Source organism: Streptomyces colonosanans, from assembly GCF_001866645.1.
Lineage (GTDB): Bacteria > Actinomycetota > Actinomycetes > Streptomycetales > Streptomycetaceae > Streptomyces > Streptomyces colonosanans.
In genome coordinates this window covers 57,176-83,500 of record NZ_MLYP01000023.1, presented here as the reverse complement: position 1 = coordinate 83,500, position 26,325 = coordinate 57,176, and the positions used below count along the sequence as shown (strand labels likewise).

Annotated in this window: 29 protein-coding genes; 11 read left to right on the top strand and 18 right to left on the bottom strand. The window is 69.5% G+C overall.

Going from position 1 to position 26,325, the window contains the following annotated elements:
* Positions 1 to 444: 444 nt before the first annotated feature.
* Both BIV24_RS09295 and BIV24_RS09290 read left to right on the top strand, forming a co-directional pair.
* Positions 445 to 1,134, top strand: a complete 690-nt coding sequence (locus BIV24_RS09295) for a hypothetical protein (RefSeq protein ID WP_071365727.1) — start codon at positions 445 to 447, stop codon at positions 1,132 to 1,134.
* Between the two features lie 37 nt (positions 1,135 to 1,171).
* Entirely contained in the window at positions 1,172 to 3,847 is a 2,676-nt protein-coding gene (locus tag BIV24_RS09290; protein ID WP_079168104.1) for a DEAD/DEAH box helicase, read from the top strand.
* Positions 3,848 to 3,956: 109 nt separating this feature from the next.
* Here BIV24_RS09290 and BIV24_RS34265 read toward each other — a convergent pair whose 3' ends face one another.
* The 3 genes from BIV24_RS34265 to BIV24_RS09275 form a co-directional block, all read right to left on the bottom strand.
* A complete protein-coding gene (locus BIV24_RS34265) occupies positions 3,957 to 4,919 on the bottom strand; it encodes a hypothetical protein (protein WP_177198661.1) in 963 nt (320 codons plus the stop codon).
* On the bottom strand, positions 4,916 to 5,461 hold the full coding sequence (locus BIV24_RS09280) for a hypothetical protein (RefSeq protein WP_071365725.1): 546 nt from the start codon (positions 5,459 to 5,461) through the stop codon (positions 4,916 to 4,918). The genes BIV24_RS34265 and BIV24_RS09280 overlap by 4 nt, the downstream gene beginning before the upstream one ends.
* Positions 5,462 to 5,963: 502 nt before the next feature.
* A complete protein-coding gene (locus BIV24_RS09275) occupies positions 5,964 to 6,200 on the bottom strand; it encodes a hypothetical protein (protein ID WP_071365724.1) in 237 nt (78 codons plus the stop codon).
* A 299-nt stretch (positions 6,201 to 6,499) separates the two neighbouring features.
* Between BIV24_RS09275 and BIV24_RS09270 the strand changes: the two genes are divergently transcribed.
* Complete coding sequence (locus BIV24_RS09270; RefSeq protein ID WP_177198660.1) at positions 6,500 to 7,186, top strand: hypothetical protein; 687 nt, start codon at positions 6,500 to 6,502, stop codon at positions 7,184 to 7,186.
* A gap of 175 nt (positions 7,187 to 7,361) precedes the next feature.
* Here the strand turns inward: BIV24_RS09270 and BIV24_RS09265 are convergent, their stop codons facing one another.
* Together BIV24_RS09265 and BIV24_RS09260 are read right to left on the bottom strand one after the other, a co-directional pair.
* Complete coding sequence (locus BIV24_RS09265) at positions 7,362 to 7,829, bottom strand: hypothetical protein (RefSeq protein WP_071365723.1); 468 nt, start codon at positions 7,827 to 7,829, stop codon at positions 7,362 to 7,364.
* Positions 7,830 to 7,961: 132 nt separating this feature from the next.
* Positions 7,962 to 9,170, bottom strand: a complete 1,209-nt coding sequence (locus BIV24_RS09260; protein ID WP_071365722.1) for a hypothetical protein — start codon at positions 9,168 to 9,170, stop codon at positions 7,962 to 7,964.
* A gap of 502 nt (positions 9,171 to 9,672) precedes the next feature.
* Between BIV24_RS09260 and BIV24_RS09255 the strand changes: the two genes are divergently transcribed.
* Positions 9,673 to 10,143 carry a hypothetical protein gene (locus tag BIV24_RS09255; RefSeq protein ID WP_071365721.1) on the top strand — a complete coding sequence of 157 codons (471 nt, stop codon included), beginning with the start codon at positions 9,673 to 9,675 and terminating at the stop codon, positions 10,141 to 10,143.
* A 586-nt stretch (positions 10,144 to 10,729) separates the two neighbouring features.
* Here the strand turns inward: BIV24_RS09255 and BIV24_RS09250 are convergent.
* Positions 10,730 to 11,077: a hypothetical protein gene (locus BIV24_RS09250; protein WP_071365720.1), complete on the bottom strand. Its 348-nt coding sequence runs from the start codon at positions 11,075 to 11,077 to the stop codon at positions 10,730 to 10,732.
* The gene (gene mobF, locus BIV24_RS09245) at positions 11,074 to 12,897 is read right to left on the bottom strand and encodes a MobF family relaxase (protein WP_245766718.1); all 1,824 of its coding nucleotides are present in this window, start codon (positions 12,895 to 12,897) and stop codon (positions 11,074 to 11,076) included. The genes BIV24_RS09250 and mobF overlap by 4 nt, the downstream gene beginning before the upstream one ends.
* A gap of 159 nt (positions 12,898 to 13,056) precedes the next feature.
* Here mobF and BIV24_RS09240 point away from each other — a divergent pair, with 159 nt between their 5' ends.
* A complete protein-coding gene (locus tag BIV24_RS09240) occupies positions 13,057 to 13,248 on the top strand; it encodes a hypothetical protein (protein WP_071365719.1) in 192 nt (63 codons plus the stop codon).
* Between the two features lie 412 nt (positions 13,249 to 13,660).
* On the opposite strand, the gene BIV24_RS09235 is transcribed toward BIV24_RS09240, so the two are convergent.
* From BIV24_RS09235 to BIV24_RS09215, 5 genes are all read right to left on the bottom strand, one after another.
* Complete coding sequence (locus BIV24_RS09235; protein ID WP_245766717.1) at positions 13,661 to 14,131, bottom strand: GNAT family N-acetyltransferase; 471 nt, start codon at positions 14,129 to 14,131, stop codon at positions 13,661 to 13,663.
* A gap of 11 nt (positions 14,132 to 14,142) precedes the next feature.
* On the bottom strand, positions 14,143 to 15,027 hold the full coding sequence (locus tag BIV24_RS09230) for a protein kinase domain-containing protein (protein WP_071365717.1): 885 nt from the start codon (positions 15,025 to 15,027) through the stop codon (positions 14,143 to 14,145).
* A complete protein-coding gene (locus BIV24_RS09225) occupies positions 14,943 to 15,641 on the bottom strand; it encodes a DUF6875 domain-containing protein (RefSeq protein WP_071365716.1) in 699 nt (232 codons plus the stop codon). The genes BIV24_RS09230 and BIV24_RS09225 overlap by 85 nt, the downstream gene beginning before the upstream one ends.
* The gene (locus BIV24_RS09220; RefSeq protein WP_071365733.1) at positions 15,638 to 16,042 is read right to left on the bottom strand and encodes a hypothetical protein; all 405 of its coding nucleotides are present in this window, start codon (positions 16,040 to 16,042) and stop codon (positions 15,638 to 15,640) included. Before BIV24_RS09220 ends, BIV24_RS09225 begins: the two co-directional genes overlap by 4 nt.
* A gap of 346 nt (positions 16,043 to 16,388) precedes the next feature.
* Complete coding sequence (locus BIV24_RS09215) at positions 16,389 to 16,775, bottom strand: hypothetical protein (RefSeq protein ID WP_071365715.1); 387 nt, start codon at positions 16,773 to 16,775, stop codon at positions 16,389 to 16,391.
* Positions 16,776 to 16,980: 205 nt separating this feature from the next.
* On the opposite strand from BIV24_RS09215, the gene BIV24_RS09210 reads away from it, so the two are divergent.
* The 4 genes from BIV24_RS09210 to BIV24_RS09195 all read left to right on the top strand — a co-directional run bounded on the left by BIV24_RS09210 (position 16,981) and on the right by BIV24_RS09195 (position 19,119).
* On the top strand, positions 16,981 to 17,241 hold the full coding sequence (locus BIV24_RS09210; protein ID WP_071365732.1) for a hypothetical protein: 261 nt from the start codon (positions 16,981 to 16,983) through the stop codon (positions 17,239 to 17,241).
* Positions 17,213 to 17,740, top strand: coding sequence for a DUF6879 family protein (locus BIV24_RS09205; protein ID WP_071365714.1), 528 nt, complete (start codon positions 17,213 to 17,215; stop codon positions 17,738 to 17,740). The genes BIV24_RS09210 and BIV24_RS09205 overlap by 29 nt, the downstream gene beginning before the upstream one ends.
* A gap of 23 nt (positions 17,741 to 17,763) precedes the next feature.
* Positions 17,764 to 18,615 carry a helix-turn-helix domain-containing protein gene (locus BIV24_RS09200; protein ID WP_071365713.1) on the top strand — a complete coding sequence of 284 codons (852 nt, stop codon included), beginning with the start codon at positions 17,764 to 17,766 and terminating at the stop codon, positions 18,613 to 18,615.
* 288 nt (positions 18,616 to 18,903) lie between these two features.
* A complete protein-coding gene (locus tag BIV24_RS09195) occupies positions 18,904 to 19,119 on the top strand; it encodes a DUF6207 family protein (protein WP_071365712.1) in 216 nt (71 codons plus the stop codon).
* A 146-nt stretch (positions 19,120 to 19,265) separates the two neighbouring features.
* Here the strand turns inward: BIV24_RS09195 and BIV24_RS09190 are convergent, their stop codons facing one another.
* The 6 genes from BIV24_RS09190 to BIV24_RS09170 form a co-directional block, all read right to left on the bottom strand.
* Positions 19,266 to 19,997 (bottom strand): hypothetical protein, encoded by a 732-nt coding sequence (locus BIV24_RS09190; RefSeq protein ID WP_071365711.1) that lies wholly within the window; start codon positions 19,995 to 19,997, stop codon positions 19,266 to 19,268.
* 42 nt (positions 19,998 to 20,039) lie between these two features.
* A complete protein-coding gene (locus BIV24_RS09185) occupies positions 20,040 to 20,624 on the bottom strand; it encodes a hypothetical protein (protein ID WP_071365710.1) in 585 nt (194 codons plus the stop codon).
* A 135-nt stretch (positions 20,625 to 20,759) separates the two neighbouring features.
* On the bottom strand, positions 20,760 to 20,942 hold the full coding sequence (locus tag BIV24_RS34260; protein WP_177198654.1) for a hypothetical protein: 183 nt from the start codon (positions 20,940 to 20,942) through the stop codon (positions 20,760 to 20,762).
* A gap of 201 nt (positions 20,943 to 21,143) precedes the next feature.
* Complete coding sequence (locus tag BIV24_RS09180; protein ID WP_071365709.1) at positions 21,144 to 21,473, bottom strand: hypothetical protein; 330 nt, start codon at positions 21,471 to 21,473, stop codon at positions 21,144 to 21,146.
* A 313-nt stretch (positions 21,474 to 21,786) separates the two neighbouring features.
* Entirely contained in the window at positions 21,787 to 22,749 is a 963-nt protein-coding gene (locus tag BIV24_RS35150) for a restriction endonuclease (protein WP_245766716.1), read from the bottom strand.
* Complete coding sequence (locus BIV24_RS09170; RefSeq protein WP_143064578.1) at positions 22,749 to 23,693, bottom strand: hypothetical protein; 945 nt, start codon at positions 23,691 to 23,693, stop codon at positions 22,749 to 22,751. The genes BIV24_RS35150 and BIV24_RS09170 overlap by 1 nt, the downstream gene beginning before the upstream one ends.
* Positions 23,694 to 23,885: 192 nt before the next feature.
* Here BIV24_RS09170 and BIV24_RS09165 point away from each other — a divergent pair, with 192 nt between their 5' ends.
* Entirely contained in the window at positions 23,886 to 25,040 is a 1,155-nt protein-coding gene (locus BIV24_RS09165; RefSeq protein ID WP_071365706.1) for a ParA family protein, read from the top strand.
* Complete coding sequence (locus tag BIV24_RS09160; RefSeq protein ID WP_071365705.1) at positions 25,037 to 26,314, top strand: ParB/RepB/Spo0J family partition protein; 1,278 nt, start codon at positions 25,037 to 25,039, stop codon at positions 26,312 to 26,314. The genes BIV24_RS09165 and BIV24_RS09160 overlap by 4 nt, the downstream gene beginning before the upstream one ends.
* Positions 26,315 to 26,325 lie beyond the last annotated feature (11 nt).

Sequence of the window (26,325 nt, the reverse complement as noted above, 5' to 3'; positions counted from 1 at the left end):
GAGCGGGTACCACATCGCTGCGCGATGTGCAAGCGAACACCCGTGCTGCGCACGGGTGTTGCGCTCCCGCTCCGCGTGAGCGCCTGCGGGAGGCTGCGCCTCCCGCCCAACCCGCTTGCTGCGCAAGCGGGTTGATGCTCCGTCCGCTGCGCTCCCGGAACGGGCGGGACTGCGTCCCGCTACCGGGCTTCCGTTTCACTCCAGCCCGGTCGGGCGGGTCCGCTGCGCTCCCCCGTTTGACGGTCCCTCCGGCTGCGCCTCCAGGGCCATTGGGGCCCGCTGGCGCGGACTCAAGCTGGCTACGAAGGGAAGGGGTCGCTCGTTCGTGTCGGGTTCTAGTGTAATCGCTGCATCAGGTTGATGCAGCATGTACCGTTGGCGGAAACACGAGACACCCCCCAACCACCCGGGAACTCCCCGGAATTCCGAGAGGAACGACCGCAGATGACCGGTCACCACGAATCTATCGGACCTGATCCCGCGCTGAGCAGCGATTCCGTGCGCCGGGTGACGCAGTACCAGACGGCGTGCGTGAACGCCCGGTTGAAGGTGTTCGCGCTCCTGGAGGCGCAGGGTGTGCCCGCGAGCGAGGCGGACGACCTGGTGGCCGCGCTGGAGGCCGGGGCGGTCGCCGGGGCGCAGTGCCAGGTGGTGGAGCTGGGCGGCATGGCGCCGGCCTCTCGGGGCCCGCTGTTCTCGGACGGCTGGGATGAAGGCGTGACGGCGGTGAGCGAGGCCCTGGTGGGCATCGCGGACCGGGAGTGGTCCCGGCGCGGCGGCCGGTCGGTCGGGGCCGCTGAACTGGCCGTACATATCGCGGATGTGAGGCAGCGTGAGCGGGCGGACCTGGTCCGGCTGGAGAGGTTCGTCCGGGAGGCGGTGCTGCCGGGCACCCATCCGCACACCACGGCGCGGCGCCGGGTGCTGGAGGCGCTGGGTGAGGCCGGCGGTCTGTGCACCGCGCGGACGGTGAACGCGGACGGAGACGTCACCGTCTGCACGCTCGATGCCGGGCACTACGACCCGGACGACAAGCCGCCCTTCAAGGACGGAAAGCCAGGCGGCTGGCACAAGGCGGATGCGTCGATCTGGAACGACTTGGGCGCGGCCTGCATTCCGCACGCGGCCCTCTGAAAGACCACAGGAATTCAGCGCTCGGGGAGGCAAGGAAATGTCAGCGATTCAGCTCAAGGGACACCAGGTCGATCAGCGCTCCGCGTTTCGCAGGTGGGTGGGATTCCCTGCAAGGTCATCTGTGCCCCCGCAGGGTGCCCGGGGCACGATCGTGTCAGCGACCGGCTCGGGCAAGACGATCACGGCCGCCGCGTGCGCGCTGGAGAGCTTCGCGGACGGCCGGATCCTCGTGACCGTGCCCACTCTGGACCTGCTCGCGCAGACCGCCCAGGCGTGGCGGCTGGTCGGTCACCGGGCCCCGATGGTCGCGGTGTGCTCGCTGGAGAACGACCCGGTGCTCAAGGAGCTGGGCGTGCGGACCACCACCAACCCGATCCAGCTCGCCCTGTGGGCCGGGTCCGGGCCGGTGGTCGTGTTCGCCACGTACGCCTCCCTGGTGGACCGCGAGGACATCGACGCACCCGAGGGCCAGCGGAAGGTTCGCGGGCCGCTGGAGGCCGCTCTGGCGGGCGGAGACCGCCTGTACGGCCAGCGCATGAGCGGCTTCGACCTCGCCATCGTGGATGAGGCGCACGGCACCACTGGTGATCTTGGGAGGCCGTGGGCAGCGATCCACGACAACCAGCGGATCCCGGCGGACTTCCGGCTCTACCTCACTGCGACCCCGCGCATCCTCGCCGCGGCCCGCCCGCAGAAGGCTGCTGAGGGCCAGGAGGCGGAGATCGCGACCATGGCTGATGACCCGGAGGGCACGTACGGTGCGTGGCTCGCGGAGCTCGGGCTGTCGGAGGCGATCGAGCGCGAGATCCTCGCCGGGTTCGAGATCGACGTCCTGGAGATCCGCGACCCCTCCCCCGTGATCGGGGAGTCCGAAGAGGCGCGGCGCGGGCGGCGCCTGGCGCTCCTGCAGACCGCGCTCCTGGAGCACGCAGCGAAGTGGAACCTCAAGACCGTCATGACGTTCCACCAGAAAGTGGAGGAGGCCGCCGCGTTCGCGGAGAAGCTGCCGGAGACCGCTGCCGAGCTGTACGTCAACGACGCCACCGACGACGATCTGGCCGCCGCCGACAAGCTGCCGAAGTCCTCCATCGACGCGGAGTTCTACGAGCTCGAGGCCGGCCGACACGTCCCGCCGGACCGGGTGTGGTCGGCGTGGCTGTGCGGCGACCACCTCGTGACCGAGCGGCGCGAGGTCATCAGGCAGTTCGCCAACGGCATCGACGCTGCCGGGCGCCGGGTGCACCGCGCCTTCCTCGCCAGCGTTCGCGTGCTCGGGGAGGGCGTGGACATCACCGGCGAGCGGGGCGTGGAAGCGATCTGCTTCGCGGACACCCGCGGCTCGCAGGTGGAGATCGTGCAGAACATCGGCCGGGCGCTGAGGCTCAACAAGGACGGCAGCACGAAGGTGGCCAGGATCATCGTGCCGGTGTTTCTGGAGCCCGGCGAGGACCCGACCGACATGGTCGCCAGCGCCTCGTTCCGCCCCCTTGTAGCGGTCCTTCAGGGCCTGCGCTCGCATGATGAGCGCCTGGTCGAGCAGCTCGCCTCCCGCGCCCTCACCAGCGGCAAGCGCAAGGTCCATGTCCAGCGCGATGAGGACGGTCAGATCGTCGGGGCCGGCGGCGAGGGCGGCGGCGGGGACCAGGAGCAGGACGACACCGACGCCGCTGCCGAGTCGGCCCTGCTCCACTTCTCCTCTCCCCGGGACGCGGCGACGATCGCGGCGTTTCTGCGCACCCGGGTCTACCGGCCGGAATCGCTGGTGTGGCTGGAGGGCTACCAGGCGCTGCTGCGGTGGCGGGCGGAGAACGAGATCACCGGCGTCTACGCCGTGCCCTACGACGTCGAGGTGGAAGTGGGGGTCACGAAGGATTTCCCGCTTGGCCGATGGGTCCACCAGCAGAGGAAGGCGCTGCGGGCCGGGGAGCTGGAGGACCGGCGCAAGGTCCTCCTGGACGCGCCGGAGGCCGGGATGGTCTGGGAGCCGGGCGAGGAAGCGTGGGAGGCCAAGCTCGCCGCGCTGCGGTCCTACCGGCGGGCGACCGGGCACCTCGCGCCGCGTCAGGACGCGGTGTGGGGCGAGGGCGAGGCGATGGTGCCCGTCGGGCAGCACATGGCCAACCTCCGGCGGAAGGGAGCGAAGAACGGCCTGGGCAAGGACTCAGAGCGGGCCGCCGTGCGCGCGGCGCAGCTGACGGAGATCGACCCGGACTGGGACTGCCCGTGGCCGCTGGACTGGCAGCGCCACTACCGGGTGCTCGCCGACCTGGTCGACGCCGACGGCCAGCTGCCCGACATCGCACCCGGCGTGCTGATGGACGGCGACGACATCGGCAAGTGGCTCCAGCAGCAGGCCCAGCCGGCCATCTGGGCGCGGCTCCTGCCCGAGCAGCAGGAGCGACTGTCCCAGTTGGGCGTCACGCCCGTGGAGGCGCCGTCTCCCGCACCGGCCTCCAAGGGTGCGACGAAGGGGCAGGGCAAGGCATCGCAGGCGTTCCAGCGGGGCCTGGCGGCGCTCGCGCAGTGGGCGGAACGGGAAGGCGCGGACCGGCCGGTGCCGAGGGGTCACAGCGAAGAGATCGCGGTCGACGGCGAGGCGGAGCCGGTGACCGTGAAACTGGGTGTGTGGGTCTCGAACACCAAATCGAGGCGGGACAAGCTCGCCCAGGACCAGCTGGCCGCCCTGCGGGAGCTGGGCGTGGAGTGGGCGTGACGCTCGCGTCGGCGGGTCGTTGAACCGGTCGGACATCCCAGAGCACAGAGAGACCCCGGGCCGCAGATGCCCGGGGTCTCGTACGTGTGGAGCTGCACACCCACGCGGGCTACCAGCGGCGCAGGTCCTTGGTGAGTTCGCCGTACCACTCGGTGCGGCGCTGCACGTACTCGTCGGGCGCCGGTCCGAGCGCGACGGCCTGGTCCGTGATCCCGTAAGTGACCCGGTAGGCCAGGACCTGGGTGGCGAGGTCCATCCACTCCTGCGTCTTGTGCGCCGGCGGCACGGGACCGAGCACGGTCACGAACCACATGGGCAGCAGGGCGCGGTCGCGGATCGCGTCGGCCAGACGGCCGCGCAACAGCCAGTTAAGCTTCCTCTCCGCCTTGTCGCCCTGCTCGATCAGCGACGCTTTCGCCTGCCTGAGAGTGTCGTCCTGGGCCAGTGCGGCCTGGGCGGTCTGGGCGGGGCCGGCCAGTTGCCGGGCTCGCTGATCGTGGCTTGCGGCGAGGGTGCGGGACATGCCGAAGTCCATGACGGCCTGCTTGAACTCGCGGGACGTGCGCGGCTGACCGGCCAGGATGCCAGCGGCCTCCACCACCTTGTCACGGTGTTCGTCGCGTTCGGCGACCGCGCCTTCGTACTCGCGGACCTTTAGGCGGTGGGCCTCGCGCTGGTGTCTGTGGAGCAGGCCGGAGCGCACGTGCCAGCCGTGGTTGGCGGTCCTGGCCAGCTTCTTCCACTCCGGGTCGATGGTGTCGAGGTCGGCGAGTGGGGCGCCGCCCGCGGCGAGCAGGTGGGCTTCGAGGGCCTGGACGCGGCCGGTCAGCCGTTTGAGGGACTGATCCGTGTCCTGGATGTGGCCGCGTACGTCGTCGTCCAGCTCGGTGAGGTCGTTGCGGACGGTGCTGAGGTCGTCCTCGAGGCTGCGGATGCCGCTCCGGATGTCGCGCAGCTCGTAGTCGAGGTCTTCGACCTCCCCCAGCTTCGAACGCAGCGAGTGCAGCTCGTGCTCCATCCCGCCGGTCCGGGTCTCCAGACGGCGGACCTGGTAGCTGTAGTCGTCGCTCACCGCCGCGCCCCCTTCGGGTCGGCGCCCGTGTTGTCCATCGAGGACCCGGCGACGAGCATCCAGCCCACGGCGGCGGCGATGATGAACCACCGGCTGATCACGCTCAGGCTGATGAGGGCCATCAGGAGCGCGACCACGTGCAGTCCAATGGCTCCGAAGCGGCGGTCACGGTGCTGTTCGGCATCGGCCTTCTGGAAGCAGCCGGCCACCGTTCCCAGGAAGTGCGGACCCAGCAGGACCAACCACCAGGTCGAGCGGTCGAGGACGAAGACGAGCGCGATCAACACCGCGCCGACGGCCGCCTGGCCGCGCCAGGACCACGTCACGATGCGCTCACTGCGTCTGCGCTCGGGTTCGGCAAGCCGCTCGGGAATCGTCTTCTCGAACTCCACCAGCTTGCTGGTGGAGTTCACCAGCCGGGCGTACTCCACCGCGAACTGGTCGTCGTCGACGTCGTGCTTCAGGACCTCGGCATGGCGAGCGCCGACCTTCTGCTGAAGTTGCGCGAACTGCTCCTCGATCTTCTGCTCGGTGCTGCCCACCGAACCACCCCCACCCGCGATGCGACGACACGCCGACCGGACACTTCCCACCGGCAGCCACCGCCAGCCGTCAAACCGATCGACCGTACCCGCAGCTGTCCGGGACCCGCCGGGCAATCAGATGCAGTGGCTGAAACCATGCCGATCAACCCCGTGCATCGGTGCCTGCCCCGGGGTCGGCGCCAGCCTGACGGGCGGCGGAGCGCGGCGGCCCCGGCCGACGCGCAACCGGCTGAGCGCGCCCCGATCCCCGGCCGCGGCCGCGCCGCCCATCCCGCCCGTCCCTTCCTCCTTCACTCCAGCCAAGGGACATGGGCAGAGCAGCCGCAACGGGGATGTCAGCAGGCCGACCACGGCAAAACGGCGTGGTGACCTGCGCGGACACGGAGACGGTCCTGCGGGCCGCGCAACACCTAGCGCAACCCTTGGCGCAACATCCAGCGCAACAGATAGGCGCAACCCCCAGCGCAACCTCGTGCTCCTGGTCGACCGGGACGACCGGTCACGTGGCCCGGACAGCTCCGTGGGCGCGGGCGAGGTGGCGCAGCTCGGACCGTGCCGCCGGCACCGAGGGGACGGTCTCCCAGTAGGGGTGCCACCACAGCCGTACGGACAGGAGCAGCAGGCGGCGGCGCAACGCGCTGGTGTCGCGGGGGCGGGGTGCGGCGAGCGCTTGGTAGGTCACGTTCCAGGCGGCTTGCGTCTGCACCAGGTCGTCGGGGAAGTCGGTCACGTCCATACCGGCATTAGATCGCTTGTTCGAATTGCGTGTCACTTCGGACACGCCCCGTCCGGCGCCGTGGTCGGGGGTCGCGACCGGCGTGGTCGGCCTCACGGTCGGGCCTGTGGTCGGCCCCGACCACGGTGGTCCGGCCCTGTCTGGAGCGGCACCCGGGCGGGTGATTTTCCTTCGCGTACGCGGGCGCAGTCCTAGCGGCGTGCGTCCAACTTGCCTATTTCCAGGGGGTATTGACAGCTTTTCGGGTGTTCTGTCATGTTCTGTCCGCCGCTTCCGGCGAACGAGCGAGAGGTGATCTCATGCGACGAACCGAGTACGACGCGAGCCAGGCCGCCAAGCGCCTGAAGGTGCCCGCAGCGGCCTTCCGGTGGGCCCGGCACACCGGCCTCATCCCCGACCCGGACGCGTCGTCCTACCAGTGGTCCCGGGCCGCTGTGGAGGCGCTGGACGCCGACGCCATCCGGGCCGCGATGCCGTCCGCGCCGATCGGCGGCGGCGGCGCAGCGGCGGACCGGATCGCCGACGCGCTCGGCACCCCGAACGTGATCGGCGAGAAGGCGAACGTCACGGCCTTCGTGGTGCGGCGGTTCGTCGACCGCGGCCTGCTGGTCGACCTGAGCGCGAACCCGGACGGGACGCTGCACCACCCCGGCCAGGTCGCGGAGGTCTGCCGCCGCGAGGACCTGGCGGACCTGGTCGCCGCCGACACCCCGCTGGGGCCCGAGCAAGCCGCCGCCCGGCTCCGGGTGCGCCGTGCCGACTTCGACCACATGGTCCGGCTCGGCTGGGTCCGCTCCCCGCAGTCGATCGAGGTCCGCTTCGGCACGAGCCGGGCCGGGGCCGTCAACGTCGCGCTCTACACCACGGCGTCCGTCGACGCGGTCGTCCCCGCCCACCCCGAGGTCGACTGGGAGCAGCTGCGCGCGGTGGAGAAAGGCCGGCGCTCTCCGCTGGCATCGCTGCGCCCGGCACCGGCACCCGCCTGAGCGTCCCCGCGCCGGAACAGCACCACAAGGGTGCTCCCCCGGCCGCCGCGCCCCAGCCGTCCAGAAAGGCGGCCAGGGCGCGGCGTTGCTCTTCCTCGCGGGCGATCTGCCGGGCGAGGACGTCACGGTCGACGTACGGTCGACGGCGGCGAGGACCAGGCGCCGGAGTTCCTGCTCACGCGTGCCTGTCCGCCGGCTCCCACAGCGGGCGAGCGCGTCCGGTCCCGTCGCAGTGGAAACAGCGGCCGCCACCCGGGGTGCTCCGGGCGCCGATGGTGCCGGAGGCGTGCCGGAAGAGCCGGGTGAGTCCGGCGACGTGTGCCGCGTGGACCGGGAGCTCCTGGCGTCTGCTGAGGGTGAGCTCCAGTGCAACGCCGGGTCCGGTGAAGTGAGCGTGGGGCAGGTCACCGGTCATCGCGCGGAGCGTCTCGTTCACCTCGCGCATCGTCTCCGCGCCGGTCAGCTGAACCCGGGCCGCGAGGATGGTGTCCGCGGCCGCGGTGAAGGACAGCAGCCCGGCCGGACGGGCGAGCGGCCCGACACGGCCCACGGGGTCGGGATGGGTGTGGTGGAGCTGAGCCAGGGCGTGCCACAGGTCGCCCGGCAGATCCTGCGGTGCGGTCTCTTCTCGGCTGCGTCTCATGCGGCCTGTTTAGGGACTCCGGTGGGCTGTCACCGTCGTATGGGCCCGTCCGTCCCGCCCGGTGATGCGGTGACTTCGGGGTCGGTCCCGCTGTGCGGCCTGGCGGCTGCCGACCGCACAGCGGGCACGCGGTCAGGCCCGTCGGCGGAACCAGCCGCGGCCACGGTCCGGCTCGGGGTCGTCCTCCGGCTCCGGCGGTGCGGCGGCCTGGAGGCGGGCGGCTTCGGCGGCGGCTTCCTTGCGGGCGACGTCGTCGGCGTGGCACGGGCCGCACACGAACACGTCCCCGGCGTTCCAGGCCGTCCGGTGCGCGGTGGTCTCCTCCCATCGCTGGTCGGTGAACTTCTGCCCGCACCGCTTGCACACGGGGCGCTGCGCCTCAAGCTCAGCGGCACGGCGCTGTTCCTCCTCCGCGTCGGCGCGTGCCTCCTGGTCGCGGAAGAGGGCTTCGCCGTCTGGGTTGTCCAGCGCGGCCGTCAGCGTCTGCTCGCTCTTGCGTCCCAGCCGCCGCCACACCGCTGCGTCCGCGCCGTGCTCCTGGAGCTGTTCCAGGGTGGTGACGACGACTGGCACCGCCTGGCCGTAGTCCTTCGCCGTGATCCCCCGGTGGAGGGTCTGGTGCCGGCGCGGCGCCCAGTAGCGGCGGCCGGCCTCCTCCAGCACGGCGACCGTGTTGGCGACCTTCGCCTCGGTGGTGTCCGCGAACACGAATGCCACCGGCACCAGGCCCTCCCGGCCGGTCGGCGGGTAGACCCGGCGCCACAGCCGCTTCTCGTGGTCGACGTGGTCGATCGCGTCCGGCCGGGAGCGGGCCAGGTCCACGGTGTGCTTGTCCGCGTCCCGTGGCAGCAGCCGGCCCCACTCCCAGTACCGGCGCAGCTTGGCGACCAGGTCGTGCGCGTCCTCGGTACGGCGGTCGATCTCCAGCAGCAGCACCGGCACCCCGGCCTCCGGCGCCCGCACCACCAGGTCGGCCCGCTGCACGTAGCTGTTGCCGAGCCGGTGCCCGATCTCGGTCTGGAAGCCGAGCCGGTGGCCGATCCCGGCGCGGTGGAGTTCGGCGGCCGTCGAGGTGACCGCCGCGGCGTGGTCGTCGTAGCCGGTGCCGAGCAGCTCCCCGGTGTCCGGGTCGTACTCCTGCTTGCGCAGCACCGAGACCCGTATGCCCTTCGGCTCCAGCAGCTGCTTCGCCTCGCCGTGTCCGCGCTTGGTCAGCACCCACACCTGCCGCTGGTCCTCCTGCACCGACTCGATCCTCACCAAGTGGTGGTCCTCCAGATCCAGGAGGTTGTCCCGCGTGAGCTTGTCGTGCTTGTTGTCTGGACGGGTCAGCTTCCACAACTGATCGGGCGTAGCCCTCTGGAAGATCCCCAGTGCTTGCAGGAGCTCCCGGCGTCGAGGCTCGGTCGAAGTCCTCCTGTGCTTTGGCTTCCTTGGCACATGAGGGTTGTCGGACCTGCGACGGCCTCCTGTCCGCCGGGCCTGACCTGCGGAAACTCCCGGTCGTTGGCGACGGGGCGCGGAGGGGGTGATGGAGGGGTCCACGGAGGGGGCGTCGCCGGTCCGGTCAAGGGACTGCTCGGGCTCGTCTGCGGTGCTCGCCACAGGGTGCTCCTGGAGGTGGGGCGGGCCTATCCCGCCATTCACCTCGTACAGGTGTGGAATTCGTCCTCCGTGTGACGCCGGTCTTGAAGAACCCCTCCGTCGTGACCGCATCGTGATCAAACCGGAGGGGGAGAGTTCTCCCCCGTCAGCGGCCGGACTCTGTCCACAGGGCCGCAGTTCGAGGGTGGCTTCGAGGTCGCCGCGATCAGCGGGGCGACCCGTACGTGAGGAGCCGTCCATGTTCCAGAACCCCACCGCGCCGCTCGCACCGATGACGCCGGACACGGTGCTCAGCGCCTTCAGCTACCTGCGGGCCGTAGAGGCCGGCGACGCCGAAGCAGCCGCCGGGTTCGCAAGCTCCGATCCGCGGATGCCCGAACTGCTCGCGGATGCCGCGGAGCGCATCGTCGTTCCGGTCACCGCCCTGTGCGGCATCGACCCGGATCCGTGCGACGACTCCTTCGCCTTGGAGGCCGTCGGCCGGGTCCTCGTGGCCACCCTGCGCAGCTGGGCGCAGGCCGGGCCGGACGCGGCGGAAGGCGTCGCCCGCGCGGTCATCGCCTTCGTCCGGCAGGTCCTCACCGAGGAAGAGCACGGTGAATCCGTCGCCGATGTCCTGCGCCAGATGGAAGCTGTCGGCTTCGGCCAGGCCCTCGATGCGCACCCCGCACCCGCCGGCTCGAACCCGGTGCGCCCGACCATCGCGTAGGCGCACCGGGAGGGCGGTGGTGCGGTGCGGCGCGCATCGCAGGCGCACCACCGCACCACCGCGACGCGCCACCGCACCACCATGGTGCGGTCCATCGCATCACCGCGCCGCACCGCGCCATCGTGGTGCGCTCCATCGGCGTCGGCGCACCGCACCGGGCGCGCGCCACGGCCGAGCGGGCTCCTTTATCACACACCCCCTTGACCGCGACCTGATCGCAAGCCGAAACCGGCGATGTCAAGGGGAACGTCGCGGTAGCAGAGCTGGACAAGGGGGTGTAGCGGAGCCGGACAAGGGGGTCGCGCGCGCCCGGCCGCACCCGGACAAGGGGTCGGCCGGCGCGGGCGCACCGGTGCGGTGCGGAGCATCGAGTGCGGCGCACCGGGCGCGCGCGAGAGTGCCGGGCATCGCCGGGCGCGGCGCACCGGGGTGCGGTGGCGCACCATCGCGATGCGCACCACGGTGGAGTCCATCGGCATCCGGCGCACCGGAGTGGAGTCCACTCAGTGGAGGCCACTCGATGTCGTGCATCGCCATTGGATGCTGAACATCGTGGGCTCCACTCGGTGGACGATGCCCGGCATCGTCACCACAGCCAGGCGTTGGAGTGCCGCACCCGGGACAGGGCGCGGGCATCCCGGCGCGCGGCCGCGTTGCCGATCCGGCTCTGCCGGGAGCGAGGCCTGCGCGAGTTCCCGGCGGCGAGGCGGCGCTTGGCGGCGTCCTGGATCCGCCGGCGCTGCTTGTGCAGCTCCCTCTTCTTGGCCGCCTTCGACTTCGGCGTCCGGGGCCGCTTCCAGATCGGCTGCCACCCCACGGGCTCATCGGGCTCGGGCTCCTGGTCCTCGTCGAGCGCGGCGGCCATCTCCGCGCGGGCCGCGCGGGCGCGGGCGAGGACCTCTTCGTGGCTGGGCTGTTCTTCCGGGGTGCTCACGCGACTCCTCCTTGACTCTGGCCCTGCGTGTGCTGGATGCCGGGCTGCTGGGTGTGCGGCGGTGGGACCGTCGCCGGGGCGGGCTGCGAACGGAGGCCGTAGGCGACGGCGCGCGCCCGCTTGCTGTCCTGGAGCGTGGCCGCCAACTCCGCGGCGGCGGCCTCGAAGGTCCGGCGGGTCTGCTCCACCGTGTCGACGTCGATGCCGGACTCAGGCTCCAGGAGTCGGGGACGGTCAGTCTTCGGGCCTGCGCGGAACGGCCGCGGGTGCGACCTCGAGGCGGCGGGCACGGCGACCGCACCCGGTCGGGTGCGGGAGCCCAGGCGCTCGGCTCGCCGCGCGGCCCGGACCCGGGCGGCCAGGGCGCCGGCGGCGAGGCGGGCCCGCTCGTACGGGGGCGCGGACCGCTTGCGGGTCAGCGGGCGCAGCACGGCCTGGTCCTCGGTGTCGTGGGGGTACAGGGCGCGCAGGTCGGCGGTCATCATCCGGCCGCGCCCGACGGGGCGGGTGTAGTCGTCGACGACCGCCTGCACGATCTGGTCGTCCAGGCCCGGCTCGTGAGGTCGGCCGCGCAGGACGTAGGCGAGGTGGCGGCGGGCTTCGGCGAGCAGGTGCCGGCGCTTGAATGCTCCGCGCATCACGTACACCACGGCGACGGTGTCGACGGCCGCCAGGACGACGTCGGCCACCGGCCACACCCGGGCCCACACCGCCGCGGCCGCCGCCCGCGCCCGCACGGCGAGCCGGGAGACGACGTCGACGCCGTACGCCCGGATCGCCGACTCCCGCCAGCCGTCGCGCAGCTCGGTCAGCGACCCGGCCGCCGTGGGTTTCGGCGGGCGCGTCCGGTCGGCGGCCTGTCCGTCCAGCGCGTACGCGGCCCGCTCCCCCGGCGGGTGTCCGTGCTCTGCCTCGTAGTCGGCCACCAGAACGGGCGCCGCGTCCGCGATCTGCTGGCGGCGGGTGGACTGCCAGCCGATGAGCCGCTGGTCGATCCCCGCAACCTCCATGACCGGCCTTCTGCCGGGCGTCACCTCGCGCGGCTCCCACGCCCACCCCAGCCGAGCGGACACCTCCTCCATGAAGTACAGGGTGTATAGGGTGCCGGCCGCGACGATGTTCTCCAGCATCGAGTCAGCCGACAGGTTCCCCCACTTCCCGTCCGGCCTCCGGGCACGGATCGACACCAGGGCATGGTCATGGAGCAGGGGCTTTCCGGCTCTGGACTCGTAGTGCCGGAACACCGCGACGATCAGCCCGTCCTTCACCGGCTTGCGGTGCTTGCCGCCGCTCCCCCAGCGGATCTCCGCGACCGATTCCTCCAACGACGCCAACGCCTTGTCCCGGGCGATGTCCTGGCACAGCTCCAGCACCAGGCGGTGCTCGTCATCCATGAGCGCCCACGCGATCTGCGCGGTCGACGGCGCCCGGAACACCAGGTCCATCGCCAGCCAGGGAGACCGTTCCTTGGCGTTCTCGGTCTTGGGTGACTGGTTGTGCTCGATGGGCCTGCCCAGCACGGTCGCTCGCCGGGCCTTCGCCGGGCTCATGCCCTGCGCCAGGAGCTCGCGCTCGATCCGGTCGGCGTCCGGGTGCCGGCCTTCCCCCAGGAGCAGTTCGGCCTGCCGCTCGCTCACCACGTCCCCGGCTGCAAGGCCGACCGCGGCAAGTCCCCGCCCCTTCCAGACACCTGGTGGTACACCGGCTTCGTCTTGGGCTGCACGCAGCGCCCTACCCGCAGGGCGGTGGCCGTCGCCGACCATCACGCTGCGGAAGTAGTACCGCCACCCACCCGGGCCGACCTTCTTCGCGCTGAGCATCGGGCCATGGAACACCGCCCATGACCTGCACAGAAGCGTGATCCGGGGTGCTTCCCGCCGGGCGGGAGGCCATCACCAGATCTTTACCGCCACGCCCGTCAGGCGGGCCGTCCGGTCAGCCCGAGACGGTAAGCCGTCGCCCTGTGCACAGTCCGCCGCATGAATACGGAACTGCTCCACGGAGACCTCTGCCCGCTGTGCCTCCGCACGCTGCGCGCGATCGTCGAAGTCCGCTCGAACACGCCGTACTCCACCCGGACTGACACGGTGCCCCACTGCATCAGCTGCGCCAGCGACATGACCCGCGCACAGCAGTGGGCCGACCTGATGCACGCCCGCTACGGCAGCTGACCCCGGCCGTGCGAATGCTGCGCGCCGACCACATCAGCGCCACCCGCCCCGGCCTCCTACTCGCCATCGAAGGGGTCACCAACCTGGTGATGGTGCAGTTCCGTTGACCGCTGCCATCCGCACGCGGGACGGCCGACGCGCAACATCCGCAATCAGCTCGACAGGGGAGACCGCCACATAGTTCGTCTGACGGGAGGAGCGCCCGGCGAACCCCGGCCGGTCCTCCACGGCAGTGCCCGCCCCGGAAAGAGCGGGCGCCTTCCTGGCCCGTCAGCTGGTGAAGAACGTGACCAGCATGTCCTCCAGGTCCTCAAGCGTCTCTTCTACGCCGCTGATCAGGTATCCACCGCTTTCCCTTCTGCCAGGCCCAGATCATCCTCCGGCCCTATAAGCGACGCTCCGTTGGCTGACCTCACGTGTTCTGCAACGCGTACACCGGGTACGGCACGACGGTTCCGTTCCCCAAGTGCCGGTCAACTGTGCTGGTGCGGATGAACCCGGCCTTGGTCAGGACGCGGCCGGAGGCCGGGTTGGAGGGGTGGTGCATGGCCTCCAGGCGTTCCAGGCCAGCGGTGGTGAAAGCGAACTGGACGACGCGTTTGGCGGCTTCGGTCGCGTAGCCGTTGCCCCAGGTGTCCTCACGGAGGATGTAGCTGAGGGTGGCCATGCCCGGGGTTCTTCGGCGTAGGGAGATCTGGCCGATCAGCTCGCCTTCGACGGCGAGCCCCCATGCCCACTGCTGGCGGGGGTTCTCGGCGGCTCTTGCAAGGGCCGCACGAATCTTGTTCTGCGCCTCGCCGAGCGTGAGTGCCCTGCCGGTCGTGTAGCGGACCGAGGCGCCGCTGTAGATGCGTTGAAGGGCCGGAGCGTCGTCGGTAGTCATGTCTCGCAGGGTCACCATGCTGCGGCCAGTTCTTCGGCCGTGGGCCGGTCGGCGGGGTCAGCGGACAGGCAGGCCATGATGGCCGCTTCGAAGGCGGAGAACGGCCACGGCCGGACATCGCCGATTGCCGTGGTGCCGCCCTTGGCGATGGCGCGCAGCTTTTGAAGCCGGTCGACGTTGCCGGCGTAGTCGACGGGACGGTGGCCGGTCCAGCACCAGAACAGGGAGGCGCCCAGGCTCCAGATGTCGGCGGCCGGCCGCGCCTGGATGTGGGCGTCCGCGGGGGTGGTGAGGATCGCGGTGGCGATCTCGGGGGCGGTGGTGTGGGTGAGCGCTCCCCGATACGGGACGCGGCGGCCGTTGTGCGGGCCGCAGGCGAGGGCGTAGTCGATGACCGCCGCGCAGCCGTCGCCGGTGACGAGGGTGTTGGTGGGTTGCACGTCGGCGTGGGCCCAGCCGGCGGCGTGCATCCGGGCGAGGTGCTCCGCCCAGGTGCGGGCGATCCCCAGGAGCCAGGACCGGACCGAAGCGCTGTCCCCTTCGGGTCCTCGGGCGCGGGCGAGTGCCCGCCACAGCGGTGCGCCGTCGATCCAGCGCACGGCGAGCCACCGGCCGCCCTCCCATGCCCCGGCACCGACCCGGTAGCCGGGGCTCACGGCGCCTGCCTCAGCGAGACGAAGAAGGTGGTCGTCTTCCTGAGCCATCTCGGCGGACTTGTCGCGGGCATCGTCGCTGTCGGGGCTGTTGGCCTTCAACGCGACCGCGGCCAGGGGGCCTTGGATCTTCCAGGCCCGCGAGCTGCGCCGGTCACTCAGGAGCTGCGTCGAGGTGGGCTCACCGATCTGTCGGGTGAGGAGGTCGACGGCTTCGCTGGGGGGAGAAGGTGTCTGGCCCATGTGCGGATCTCCTGCCACTGGGTGGGAATGTGCTCGAACACGCCGCGGCCGTCGTCCTCGGCCACGGCGAGCGCAGCGGCCAGGTCCGGGGTCGCGGTGAGGAAGCGCGGGTCGCGCCGGCGGGCGGCGGCCCTGACGGGGAGGAACGAAGCGGGGGCGGCCGGGATCCGCTGGCCGGCCTCAGTGACCTCCTCTTGTCCCGCGTAGAACTTGCCGAACATGACCCCGACCGGCCCGTAGAGGTTCTTCAGGGCCCAGTGCGGCCAGGCCATCACCTCACGGTGTGTTGTGCCGGGTACCTCGCCCAGGAGCACGATGTTCTCGCACCGCAGGAGGCCGTGCGGCCGGTTCAGCAGCGGCCTCAGCCACTCCGCCGCCTGGACGCCCGCGTAGAAGAGCTCCGCCTGAACCGCTTCGGCGTCACCGTCGACGCGGTAGACCGTCCAGGTCGTCATGCCCTGGCGGAGCGAGGGAGCAAGGTAGGGGCAGTGGGCGGTCATCTGCTGCACGTAGGCGCTGATGTCCACGGTCGTCGGGCTGGTGGTGCTGGCCTCAACAAGGCGCAGCGCCCCGGCGGTCGGCCGGGGCGCTGTCGTGGTGCGTGGGATGGTCACCGGCGGCCGGTCTCCGGCCGCTGGGGCGTGACGTCGTCGCCGTCGCCGCCGGTCGGGGTGCAGTCCCACTCGGCGACCACGGTGCCGGTGGTGCGGTAGCGGGCGAGCGCCTCCTGGTCCACGTTGCCGTCGGCGTCGGTGAACCAGATCTGCGGCAGCGGTCCGTACGCCTCCTCGTAGGCGGTGACCCAGGCGATCGGGCCGTGGCCCTTGTTGGCGATGTGGCCGATCGGCTGACCCGCGGACTCCTGGCAAAGGGCCGCGTACTGGGAGGTGCCGAGCATCTCGTGCCAGGCCGCGTCCACGGCCGGGGAGAACATCTCGGGCGCGGGCTGGCCGTTCTTGAGGCGCTGGCCGGTGATGGTCAGGAACCGGCGCAGCTCGGTCGTTGCGGTGCTCACGATGGTGCCCCTCTCGGTTTCGAGTGGTGCTCGCCCGGCCCAGGTGGGCCGGCCGTGGTGGTGATAGGCCGCGCACCCCAGGGATCCTTCGGTCGCGTCTGGGGGCTCGGCGGTCACAGGGCCCTGACGGGCGCGGCGTCGTTCATCGACCGTCCCGGCATGCCGGGACCGGGAAGGCTACGACCATTCGGTGCTCGCGTAGCAGTCCCGATGCTTGCCCTTGTGGCCAGGTGACCACGTACACCGGCCCCGCGCGTTCGGGTTCTGCATCCAGCAGTAGCCGGGCGGCCGGCCGCCAAGGACCGCTGCTCTTCGGGCACCTCGTGGGGCGACCGGGCGGTGTTCGTCATCGTCGCCCCTCCCGGATCAGCCGGTACAGGACACGCCCAACCTTGCACTCCCCGGTCTCGTCTACGCACTGCTCGCAGATCCGGGCGTGCTCAAACAGTGCCCGGTGGGCGTGGTCGGCCATGCAGGGCTGGCAGGTGCGCGGGTACCAGGTCGCCCCTGTGGTCGGCGAGGGTCCGTCCTGTGGGCTCTTTTGCGTACCCAGGTCGACGGCTGTCGCGAGCGTGAGCGGGTCGCGGCACCACACGCAGTCGGTGCCGCGGGACTGGCCGTCGGTGACGTCCTTCAGGGGCGGGAGCGCCAGGAGTGGGACGACTGGGGCCGGAACCTTCAACAAGGTCTCCAGCACAGCCGCAGTCTGTGCAGGGGCGGCATGGTCCGTCATGTCGGCGCTCCTCGGGCATCAGCCACGCCCGGGAGGTGACGGCCTCACCGGGGTTTCGTCATGTCTTCCGACGCTAGGGGCGCAATGTGCACGGCATCCAGCAATGTGCACCGATGTACACGCGAGTTGTTGTCACCTTGACCTGGCGAGTCTCAGGCAAGACGGTGGTGTACATCCCTGAACACCACACGTGTGGGAGGCGGCCATGTCCCTACAGTTCATCGGGATCGACCCGAACACAGGCGACGGCGAGAGCCCGACGGTATGGGTCGACCAGGAGAAGAACGAACTCGTATTGCAAGGTTGGATGCCGGGCCCGGACCTCGAAGCGGAGTGCGCGGCGTTCGAGGTTCCCGGCCACGCCAAGGGGATCCCGGACCACGAGGCGGTCATCAGGATTCCGGCAAGGATGGTGCCGATGATCAGGGAGGCATGCGATGCCCTTGAGCGTCCCCACGTGGCCTGAACTCCTCGGCGGCGCGCGACACTCAGCCATCCACTTGGAGATGCGGGACTCCTACGCCGTCGACTACGAGGAGGGTCCGTTCGCCCAGTGGCGGGCCGGGTTTCGTCACGATCCGGCTGACCGTGAGTCCTGGTGGCGGCCGTGGCTCGACCTGATCCAGGGGACAGTAGGCCGCGGAGTCGTGGTGCGCCGGGCCCGGATTGTTTCCGAACCGGTCAGCGAGTACACGCGCTTCCTGTACGACGGCACGTTCACCAACATCGCCGCGGGCGAACAGGTGCGGTGGCTGCCGCGTCGGCGCGCCTCGGACATTGCACTGCCGGGCAACGACTTCTGGCTCATCGACGGTCGCCTCATTCGCTGGAACCACTTCACCGGCGATGGCGCCTCCGCAGGCGGAGAGATCAGCGAGAACCGGGCAGCGGCCAAGCTGTGTGCCGATGCCTTCAAAGAGGTGTGGGCGCGCGCTGTCCCACACGAAAACTACAAGATCACCTAGCGCGAAAGTGGTCAGGCCAGCTCATGCCCATCTCTCCTTCATCCTCGGCGCAGGCCGCTCGTGAAGCAGTCGCTCACCGCCTGCGGGACCTGCGAGCCGATGCCGGGATCACGGGGCCTGAGCTGGCCGCGCGCTGCGGATGGAGCCATCCGAAGACGTACCGGATCGAGGGGGCCCGCACGCCGCCCTCGGCCGACGACATCCGACGCTGGTGCGACGCGTGCGGCGCCGCTGGCCAGGCCGACGACATCATCGTGCAGTCCCGCCACGCGGAGTCCATGTACGTGGAGTGGCGGCGCAGGGCCCGTACAGGGCTGAAGCAGTTGCAGAACAGCTACGTCCCGTTGTTCAAGTCCACGAAGCACTTCCGTGTCTACTCGCCCACCCTTGTTCCCGGCCTGCTCCAGACCGAGGGCTACGCACTGGGGCTGATGTCCTCGATCACCACGTTCCGCGACATCCCCAACGACGTAGCGGAGGCCGTAGCCGCGCGGCTCGAACGGTCACGCATCCTCCACGAAGCCGGCCACCGGTTCTCCATGGTCATCGAAGAGCCCGCGCTCTATTACCGGTTGGGGGACAACGACGCGATGGCCGCGCAGCTTGGCTACCTCCTGACCGCCGGCGCCCTACCGTCAGTGTCGCTGGGCATCATCCCTACGGCGAGGCCGGAGCGCCCTATGTGGCCACAGGAGTTGTTCCACGTGTACGACGACGCGCTCGTCTCGGTGGAACTGCTGGCAGCGCGCGTACAGGTCACCCAGCCCTCCGAAATCGCCCTGTACATCAAGGCGTTTGAGCAGCTGCGCAGCATGGCCGTGTACGGCGCAGACGCCCGCGCCCTGATCGTAAAGGCCCTCGACACACTGCGCTGACCCTGGGCACCACGAAAACGCCACGAAAGCAGCCGCTGCTTTCAGCCGGCGCCGCGTCGAGGGGCGCCGCGCTCCGGACGCGCTCGGGACCGCGCTGACCAGCCGTGGTCGGGCCTGTGGTCGGGATGCTCTGGCCATGGTCGGGGTCGTGGTGGGGTACGCAGCCAGTAGGCATCAGTCGCGAGACCGGCCCCTCAAGCCCGGCAGCGTCCTGTGTTTGCCCACTCGGTCGGGTGAACCCGCCCTCGATCACAGAACCCCTGCGGGTGTTGGGGCGTACTGCCAGGCATGAGGCCGATCACTGACGCGCATGTTGCAGAGCCAGGGCTGGTCGTGGTGGAGGTGGCTGCAGTCGATGACGAGACAGCGTTCGCGTTCCAGGCCGCGCTCGCCGAGCGGTGGGCAACCGCGATCGCGGACCGTACGACACGGGATCCCGGCGAACCGGGTGTGCGGCTGCGGTGTTTCCTGGACCTGCGCCAGGAAATTGACTCGAAGCACTAGGCGGAGAAGGAGCCACGTGCGGCGGCCCGTCACTGCCTGTCGTAGCAGGCCATCCCGTGCGGGCTGCTTCCATCTGCGTTCCGCGAGGCGGAGCGCGGCCGCCCCACAGACGGGCCGGTCTGTGGGGCGGCCGCGTGTAGCGCTGGTCAGCTCTGCAACATGGCCTTGAGATCGCTCAGCGTCAGTTCGTTCGTTCCGCGGTCGGCCGCGCTGCTCTGGGTCCAGGCGACGATCGCGGGGTGCGCCTTCTCGTACCGGGGGCCGGCGGCCGTGTTCTGACCGTCGGTGTCGGCGACCTGGGTGAGGTAGGCGGCCAGAGCGTGAGGGCCGCCGCCGCTGTAGCCGATGTTGTAACCGAGGGCTTCGCGCTGCGGCAGGATCGACAGGAGGCCCTTCTCCGTACGGGCCCAGAACAGGCCGCGGCCGGTGATGAAGCGGCTGAAGGTGTCGTCAGGACGCAGGTCGAGCGGGGCGTACGTCTGGTAAGTCCACTGGTCCGTGCCTCCCTCGCCTACGTGCTTGAAATGCTCGGCTACGACGGGCAGCCCGAATTCGGGATCGTAGAAGGTCTGGCGGCACACACAGCCCGATCCGGAGATCGCCGATGGGCTGTTCTTGTCCTCCGTGACGCAGGGGTGGAACAGGGCCGGGATCTTCGTCTGCTCCACGAGCGTGCAGTGCATCGCGTTCGGCTCGCAGCGCACCAGCCTGCTCAGCCACTCCTGGAAGTGAGGTGTCTGGGTCTGGGGTGCCTCGATGGACAGATCGGCGTTCAGCGACGTCGCGGCGATGCCGAGGCGCGCCTCGGTGTAGAGGACGAAGTTCAGGTAGCCCTTCGTCGGATCGGTCAGGTTCAGGTCGACTGGCTCGAAGGTCAACGTGGCGCTCCAATGCGGGCTGTGCCTGGTGGGGCGGCGAGGTCAGGAGACGCGGTGTTCGGGGCGCAGGGTCAGGCCGCGGTGCAGGAACTGCTCGGTGTCGGCTGGCCCGAGTCCGAGGGCGCTCGAGACGGCGGCTCCTTCGTCGTCATGGACGAAGGCGAGCAGGATCTTGCGGCTGGCGGGGTCGGCCATGGTCCGGCGGGCGGCATCGACGGTGTGGGCGACGCAGCCGGTGGTGCCGTCTTCGACGATGTCCCGCCGTGTTGTGTCGTCCCAGACGTTGAGCTGGAGGCGGGCGCCCTCGGTCGAGCAGTCCTCCTTGGAGTCCGCTCCCAGGACACACCGCCTGAGCATGGCGGCGTGGGCGTGGCGCTGGAGGTGGACGGCCTTCTCTAGGAGGCGGTCGACTTCCTTCTCCAGGTTCTCGCGCGCCTTCTCGGGGCTGACGAGCGAGGTCTTCGGGTTGTAGGGCTGCACCCGGATCTTCAGCGCCGACAGGCTGCGGGCGAGATCGTCGGCGACGCTGAGCAGGCCCACCAGGTTCACGTCGCCGCGCTGGCGGGGCGGGGGCAGTTCGTCGGGGTAGCTGTCGAGCGGTTCCAGCGGTTCGTGCAGGTCGGTCAAGGGTTCCTCCCGTGCCGGGTGCCAACTTCCCGATTCTCGATCCGCCCCGAGGCCGAGACAGGGCGAAGACGCAGATCGGCCACGCGCTGGCCGGTTGGCATCCCTCAGCAGTCGCGGCCCGCTCCCCTGCCCGCGTCAGGCCGGGGCGTGTGGTGCTACTGATCGGCGGGGCCGGACGCGTCCGGGCTGCTGCCGGTCGGCGATGGCGCGGCGGCCGGCATCAGCCTCGCGCTTGAAGGCGGTGAACCGGTCCAGGTTCGCCGGCGTACGCATCCACGTCGCGAGGTCGGTCGTGCGGCCCTCCAGTTGCTCCGGCATCGCGGCCTGCTGGTGGGCGTGGACGGCGACGGCCCGCTGCGCCGGGGCGCGCGCGGCATCCTGGCCTGGGTGGTCGACGGCGTGCGGTGTGGCCGCCGCCTGGTCGTGACGGTGGTCGTCGGTGCGCGCTGCGGTCGACGCGGTCGCGGCTGGGGCTTCGTCCTGCTTTACGGGGGCGGTGCGGGTGGCGCGGATCGCGTTCTACAGCGCGAGGCTGGCGACCCGGGCCCGTTCGTACCAGGTCGACTCCCGGTGTGGTTTGCCGTCGGTGCCGGCGATCCACCAGCGGGCGGGCCAGGGGAAGTCGGCGGTGTAGGTGATCTGGTCCGGCTCCGGGATCGGGCGGCCCTTCGGAGGAACGGTGAGCTGGCGTAAGTGGCGGGCGACGGCCTTGTCGGCGATGTAGTTGTCCAGCCAGGGCGCGAACGCGCGGCCGCGCAGCGTCTCCAGCAGGTGCCTGCGGGCTTCGGCCAGGACGTAGGCGAAGGTTCGGCGCACGGTGTAGACGACGGCGGCAAGCGCGGTGTTCACCCGCGGGCCCACTCGGGCCCGGATCGCTGCCCCGGCCGCCCGGCAGCGCTAAAGGAGCCCATCGACCAGGCGCTGCCCGAAGTTGAGGACCGCGGACGCCCGCCACCACGCGTGCAACTGCTCAGGGGCGCGGCACGGCGGGCGCCGGCGGCGACACCGCACCCGCCCGACGAACACCGTCATTCGCACTCACGGCCCCTACAGAGGGCCATGCAAATGCGGTGCCACACGTCCCTGCTGTGCCACACGTCCCTGCTGTGCCACACGTCCCTGCTGTGAACCGAGTCAGAGCGCTGTTGCGCTCTGATGGGTCCTATGCGAGGTTCAGAACGGATGACAAGGGCTCGCCCCATGTGGCCCAGCGTTGCAGCCGCGCTTGGTCCAGAAGGTGAATGTCGTGGGTGCGCGCGAAGTCGGTCGCGGGTTTGGTGAATGTCCCGTTAGTCACTGCGACGACGATGTCGGCCTTGTGCTCCGGACGGGCCGTCCCGTTGAGGGTCTGCATGTCCGGCGAGCCGACCTTCCCGACTCCGGCCTGACGGTGCTTGCACTGGAACACGATGCGTAGGCGGTCGGGGGTCAGCGCGATCACGTCTGCCCCGAGATCTCGGGCGCCGCCACTTTCTCGGGTGACCTGGTTCCCATCGCGCCTGGCGAGCGCAGCGACGGTCTGCTCGAAAGCGGTCGATGTCATGTCGTGGATCTCTGCTAGAGCCACGCTGTCTTCCGAAGCCAGGAAGAGTTCCATCTCCTGTTCGAGCGATGAGAGGTTGTGCATCTCGTCGCGATGCTGCGCTAGGGCGTTCTGCACGTCCTGTTCGGCTCGGGCCAGTTGTGCCTGGATGGTCCCGATGCTCTCCACCGGTGAGAGAGCTGCATCGGTGGCGTCTCTGTACCGGTTGGTGTGATCGCGGCCTGTTTGCTCATGTAGTACTCGCCGCACGGTCTGTGACTTTTGGACGGCGTTCACGACCATGCGGCTTTCCCGGTCAAGGACAAGGCGAAGGGCAGCGTGTGCTTGGAGGTAGCTCCGGGTGAACGGGGTCCCCGCAGACGCGACCAAGGCCTCCAGGTGACCCATCTCGTTCCGGATCCTCGCTGCTAGGTCACTGGCAGCAGCATTGACTTCATGCGCAATGTGCGCCTCGGTCCAGTGAAGATACGCCGCCAGCAGGTCATCGTCTGACGCCTCTGAAATTCGACGCCGCAAACGTGCTTGGAGCTGAGTGCCGGGGTAGTCGGGGAACAGCACGGTGGTGGCCCAGTTGATATGCATCAGGCAGACCCCAGCAGGCTGCGCAGGGGCACGTCCCATCCGAGCCACTGCTGCAGGTCGAACCGCTGCACGATCCGAAAGTTGTCGTCCCATTCTTGGAGGAGCCGGTACGCGGGTCTTGAGAGGTACCTGAGGTTGGTGACCAGTAGAACTCCGGGGAAGCCTCTGGTCTCGGCCAGACGCTGTGCGGTCAGCATCGTGCGGACATCAGTCGTCTCGTTGTGGCCGGGGTGTTGAACGTGCGCGCAGTAGACGAGGCCTTCTCCACCGTCACGAGAGACTTCGAGGACTCTCGGCCCACGGGAATGCACTTGGAAACCTGATCTCTTGAGAGCCTGCAGCACTGTGACATTGAACTCGTGCTGCTCCATCGCGTCGAGCTGTTCGATGGTTGTGCACTGTGTACTCGCGGCCCGGCGCTTGCGCTCTTCCAATGTCGCCAGAGTGTGCAGCTCCTGCCGGTCATTCGACATCAGCGCGGTGAACCGCTGCCTCGCTGGCGGCAAATGGTCGTTCAGAAGCGCCAGCGCAGCGCGCGTGAGGTCGCCCTGGTCATCGTCGAGGCGCAGCTCCAACCGAGTGGTGAACTCTTGGACGATGTCCTGACACTGCCTCAGAGCGTCTGCGGCTTCCTGTTGCTCATCCCACAGCTTGTCGGCGAGTTCGTCGGCAGCTTTGTGACAGTCAACGGCTATCTGGTCGCTGCGCTGCCACGCCAGGTTGTCCCGTCGACGTCCGGCCTCGGTGTACTCCCGAGCGAGTTCGCGATGGAACGCACGCCAAGCTGCCGCAATGTCGTCGGCCAGGCGGACTTCACTCACCCACAGCAACGCACGCAGCATGTCGTCTCGGTCAGCGCGCGCTATCCGCTTGCCGATGGTGCGGTTGAGCCAGGTACTTTCGTAACGGTTCGGGGTAACACCCGCATTCCGGTCAATGATCACCGCGCGAGGTTACACAGCGCGTCTGACAATCGGCCCAGGCCATGACTCTTCCCCCTACCCCTATGTCGTCCCACGGACAGCTAGGGCAAGGGCCATATGCCCTCCGCTCGTGGTTGTTGTCCGCGGACAACAACCACGAGCGGAGGGCATTTTGTGAGGTCCGAGCCAACGTGGGGCTAGTAAGGTAGCGCCATGACCGCGCCATACGACCCCAGTGATCGGGAAAAGGTAGTAGCCAAGCTGCCCACGAGCCTGCGCAAGGAGCTGAAGGTTCGGGCAGCAGAGCTGGACAGAGACATCCAGGATGCCGTGACCGAGGGCGTTGAGGCCTGGCTCAAAGCGAAGCCACTCCCGGAAGTTGACACCAAAGGGGGCTCCTCTTTCTCGACCTACCTCCCGGGCGGGCTGTACGGCAAGCTCAAGCAGACCTCCAAGCGCCGAGGCCTCTCCTACAACCAGGGAGTGGCGCAGGCCATCCGTCTTTGGCTCGATAGCAACCCCTCCCCCCGTCCGAAGCCACCTCGGGTCACTGGAGCCCGTCGGATCATCTTCGGCAACCAGAAGGGAGGTGTAGGTAAGACGTCCGTCGCGGCCGGCACTGCGCAGGCCCTCGCTGAATCGGGCCACCGCACGCTGCTTATCGACTTCGACCCGCAAGGCCACCTCACCATGCAGCTCGGTCACAAGATGCTGGACATCGACAGTCCGAGTCTGGCCAAGCACATGCTCGGTGAGGCGAAGGGCGAGCTCCGTGATCTGCTCGTCCCGATAAAGGGTGGCGACTTCGAAGACCACCTCTGGCTGCTCCCCTCCTGCAAGGACGCGTTCCTGCTCGACGCCAAACTGGCCACGAGCCGATTCGTGCGGGTCAAGGAAACCGCCCTCGAGAAGGCCCTCGAAGAGCTGGAGCAGGAGTTCGACTTCATCGTCGTCGACTGCCCGCCCAGCCTGGGCTACTCGATGGACACAGCTGTGTACTACTGCCGCACCCGTGAGGGTGAAGACGAGAAAACCTCTGGCATCGTGATCATCGTCCAGGCGGAAGACTCATCCGCCGACGCCTACGACATGCTCGATGAGCAGATCCAGGACCTCGTCGACGACCTGGACATCGTCATCGCCCAGCTCGGGTTCGTAGTCAACCTGTACGACGCGCGCAAGGGGTACGTCGCCACGTCCTCCCTCGAAGAATGGCGCAAGCTCGGCGAACCGCCCGTCATCGCCGTCGTTCCGGAGCTGAAAGACCAGCGTGAGGCTGTCCGCGTGAAGCAGCCCCTCCTGGTGCACGCCCCCTACGGTGAGCAGTCGGAGACCATGCGGACCGTGGCCCGGAGGATCAGCGCGTGAGCAGCATTGCAGACAAACTCGGAACCGGATCGTCGTTCGGCCAGCCTCGCCGAGAGCGCAGCGCCCGGGGCAGGGCAAAAGCCATCACGGAAGGGGAGATCCCCTCCTACGAGCTGGTCCGGCTGCGCCTCGATGAGGTCTCCCCCACTCCACTCAATCCGCGCCGCAACTTCGGCACGGATGAGGAGAAGACCCGTTTCGGGGAAGAACTGCGCCAGGCACAGCTGGCTGCTTGCGTCGCGGTAACTCGCAACGCGTACCTGGGGCTGTGGCCAGACCATGAGGGTCGTATCGGCGCTGCCATGCACGTCCTCGTCAACGGTGAACGTCGCTACCGCAGCGCTGTCCACGTCGGGCTTGAGGCGCTGGACTTCGTGGTCCGGGACGATCTTGCCTCTTCCCGGGAGCAGTTCATAAAGCACCTGCTGGAAGAGAACCTCAACCGGGAAGACTTCGACGTCATCGAGCGCGCCCGCGGCGTGGAGCAGTTGGTGCGCGTCTGCGAGGAGCATTCCTCGCGGGGTGCCCGTTCCCGGGCCGCTGAGCAGCTGGGCAAGGACCGGTCATGGGTGACCAACCAACTGGTCCTGCTGACCCTGCCGGTCGAGATCCAGACGATGCTCAGCTCTGGCACGATGTCCGAACGCGATGGCCGCGTTCTCGCTCGCCATCTGAAGGACATCCCGGGGCTCGATGCGGCCGCCCTGCTGGATTACCTCCAGGAGACGAAGGAGGCCGCTACCCAGGCCAAGGTCTTGGAGAAGGAAGCCGTCGCAGCGGTCCGTCAAGGCTTGTTGTCTGCGGACAACAAACTCGAGACCCCGACGCCATCGGAACCGTCGGCTGCTTCGTTGTCCGCGGACAACAAACCGAAGGTCCCCTCGCAGGCGCACCCTGGTAGCGGAAAGCCGGCAGGGGCTTCGGCTGAGGCGAGCAGGCCCCGAGCCGACCAGGACTCGTTGTCCGCGGACAACGAGTACGCGGATAGCAGCGCGGATGCAGCCCCCTCGGGTGAGGCTCCGAACCAGAGCATGCACTCAGCGGCCGCCTCTGACACCACCGAGTCTCCTACCGAGTTGTCCGAGGCGGCGGCAAGCGTGCAGGCCCGCCACCTGCCGTACGACGATCCCGGATACGTCGCCATGCTCTTGAAATTGAAGATGGAGCCGGCGGTCTTCGCGACGTGCACCCGAATGATGATGCACGCGTTGAGGGAACAGCAGCCGGACGCCTTCGCTGCGATGATGCACGAGCTGGCCGAGCAGTCGGTCTGAGACCTGGCTCT

What these genes read in the sequence shown, in the direction of transcription:
- BIV24_RS09295 (WP_071365727.1), top strand. Translation starts at nt 445, where the DNA reads ATGACCGGTCACCACGAATCTATCGGACCTGATCCCGCGCTGAGCAGC.
- BIV24_RS09290 (WP_079168104.1), top strand. Translation starts at nt 1,172, where the DNA reads ATGTCAGCGATTCAGCTCAAGGGACACCAGGTCGATCAGCGCTCCGCG.
- BIV24_RS09275 (WP_071365724.1), bottom strand. Translation starts at nt 6,200, where the DNA reads ATGGACGTGACCGACTTCCCCGACGACCTGGTGCAGACGCAAGCCGCC.
- BIV24_RS09270 (WP_177198660.1), top strand. Translation starts at nt 6,500, where the DNA reads ATGCGACGAACCGAGTACGACGCGAGCCAGGCCGCCAAGCGCCTGAAG.
- BIV24_RS09265 (WP_071365723.1), bottom strand. Translation starts at nt 7,829, where the DNA reads ATGAGACGCAGCCGAGAAGAGACCGCACCGCAGGATCTGCCGGGCGAC.
- BIV24_RS09255 (WP_071365721.1), top strand. Translation starts at nt 9,673, where the DNA reads ATGTTCCAGAACCCCACCGCGCCGCTCGCACCGATGACGCCGGACACG.
- mobF (WP_245766718.1), bottom strand. Translation starts at nt 12,897, where the DNA reads ATGCTCAGCGCGAAGAAGGTCGGCCCGGGTGGGTGGCGGTACTACTTC.
- BIV24_RS09240 (WP_071365719.1), top strand. Translation starts at nt 13,057, where the DNA reads ATGAATACGGAACTGCTCCACGGAGACCTCTGCCCGCTGTGCCTCCGC.
- BIV24_RS09235 (WP_245766717.1), bottom strand. Translation starts at nt 14,131, where the DNA reads ATGACTACCGACGACGCTCCGGCCCTTCAACGCATCTACAGCGGCGCC.
- BIV24_RS09230 (WP_071365717.1), bottom strand. Translation starts at nt 15,027, where the DNA reads ATGGGCCAGACACCTTCTCCCCCCAGCGAAGCCGTCGACCTCCTCACC.
- BIV24_RS09215 (WP_071365715.1), bottom strand. Translation starts at nt 16,775, where the DNA reads ATGACGGACCATGCCGCCCCTGCACAGACTGCGGCTGTGCTGGAGACC.
- BIV24_RS09210 (WP_071365732.1), top strand. Translation starts at nt 16,981, where the DNA reads ATGTCCCTACAGTTCATCGGGATCGACCCGAACACAGGCGACGGCGAG.
- BIV24_RS09205 (WP_071365714.1), top strand. Translation starts at nt 17,213, where the DNA reads ATGCCCTTGAGCGTCCCCACGTGGCCTGAACTCCTCGGCGGCGCGCGA.
- BIV24_RS09200 (WP_071365713.1), top strand. Translation starts at nt 17,764, where the DNA reads ATGCCCATCTCTCCTTCATCCTCGGCGCAGGCCGCTCGTGAAGCAGTC.
- BIV24_RS09195 (WP_071365712.1), top strand. Translation starts at nt 18,904, where the DNA reads ATGAGGCCGATCACTGACGCGCATGTTGCAGAGCCAGGGCTGGTCGTG.
- BIV24_RS34260 (WP_177198654.1), bottom strand. Translation starts at nt 20,942, where the DNA reads ATGCCGGAGCAACTGGAGGGCCGCACGACCGACCTCGCGACGTGGATG.
- BIV24_RS35150 (WP_245766716.1), bottom strand. Translation starts at nt 22,749, where the DNA reads ATGCATATCAACTGGGCCACCACCGTGCTGTTCCCCGACTACCCCGGC.
- BIV24_RS09165 (WP_071365706.1), top strand. Translation starts at nt 23,886, where the DNA reads ATGACCGCGCCATACGACCCCAGTGATCGGGAAAAGGTAGTAGCCAAG.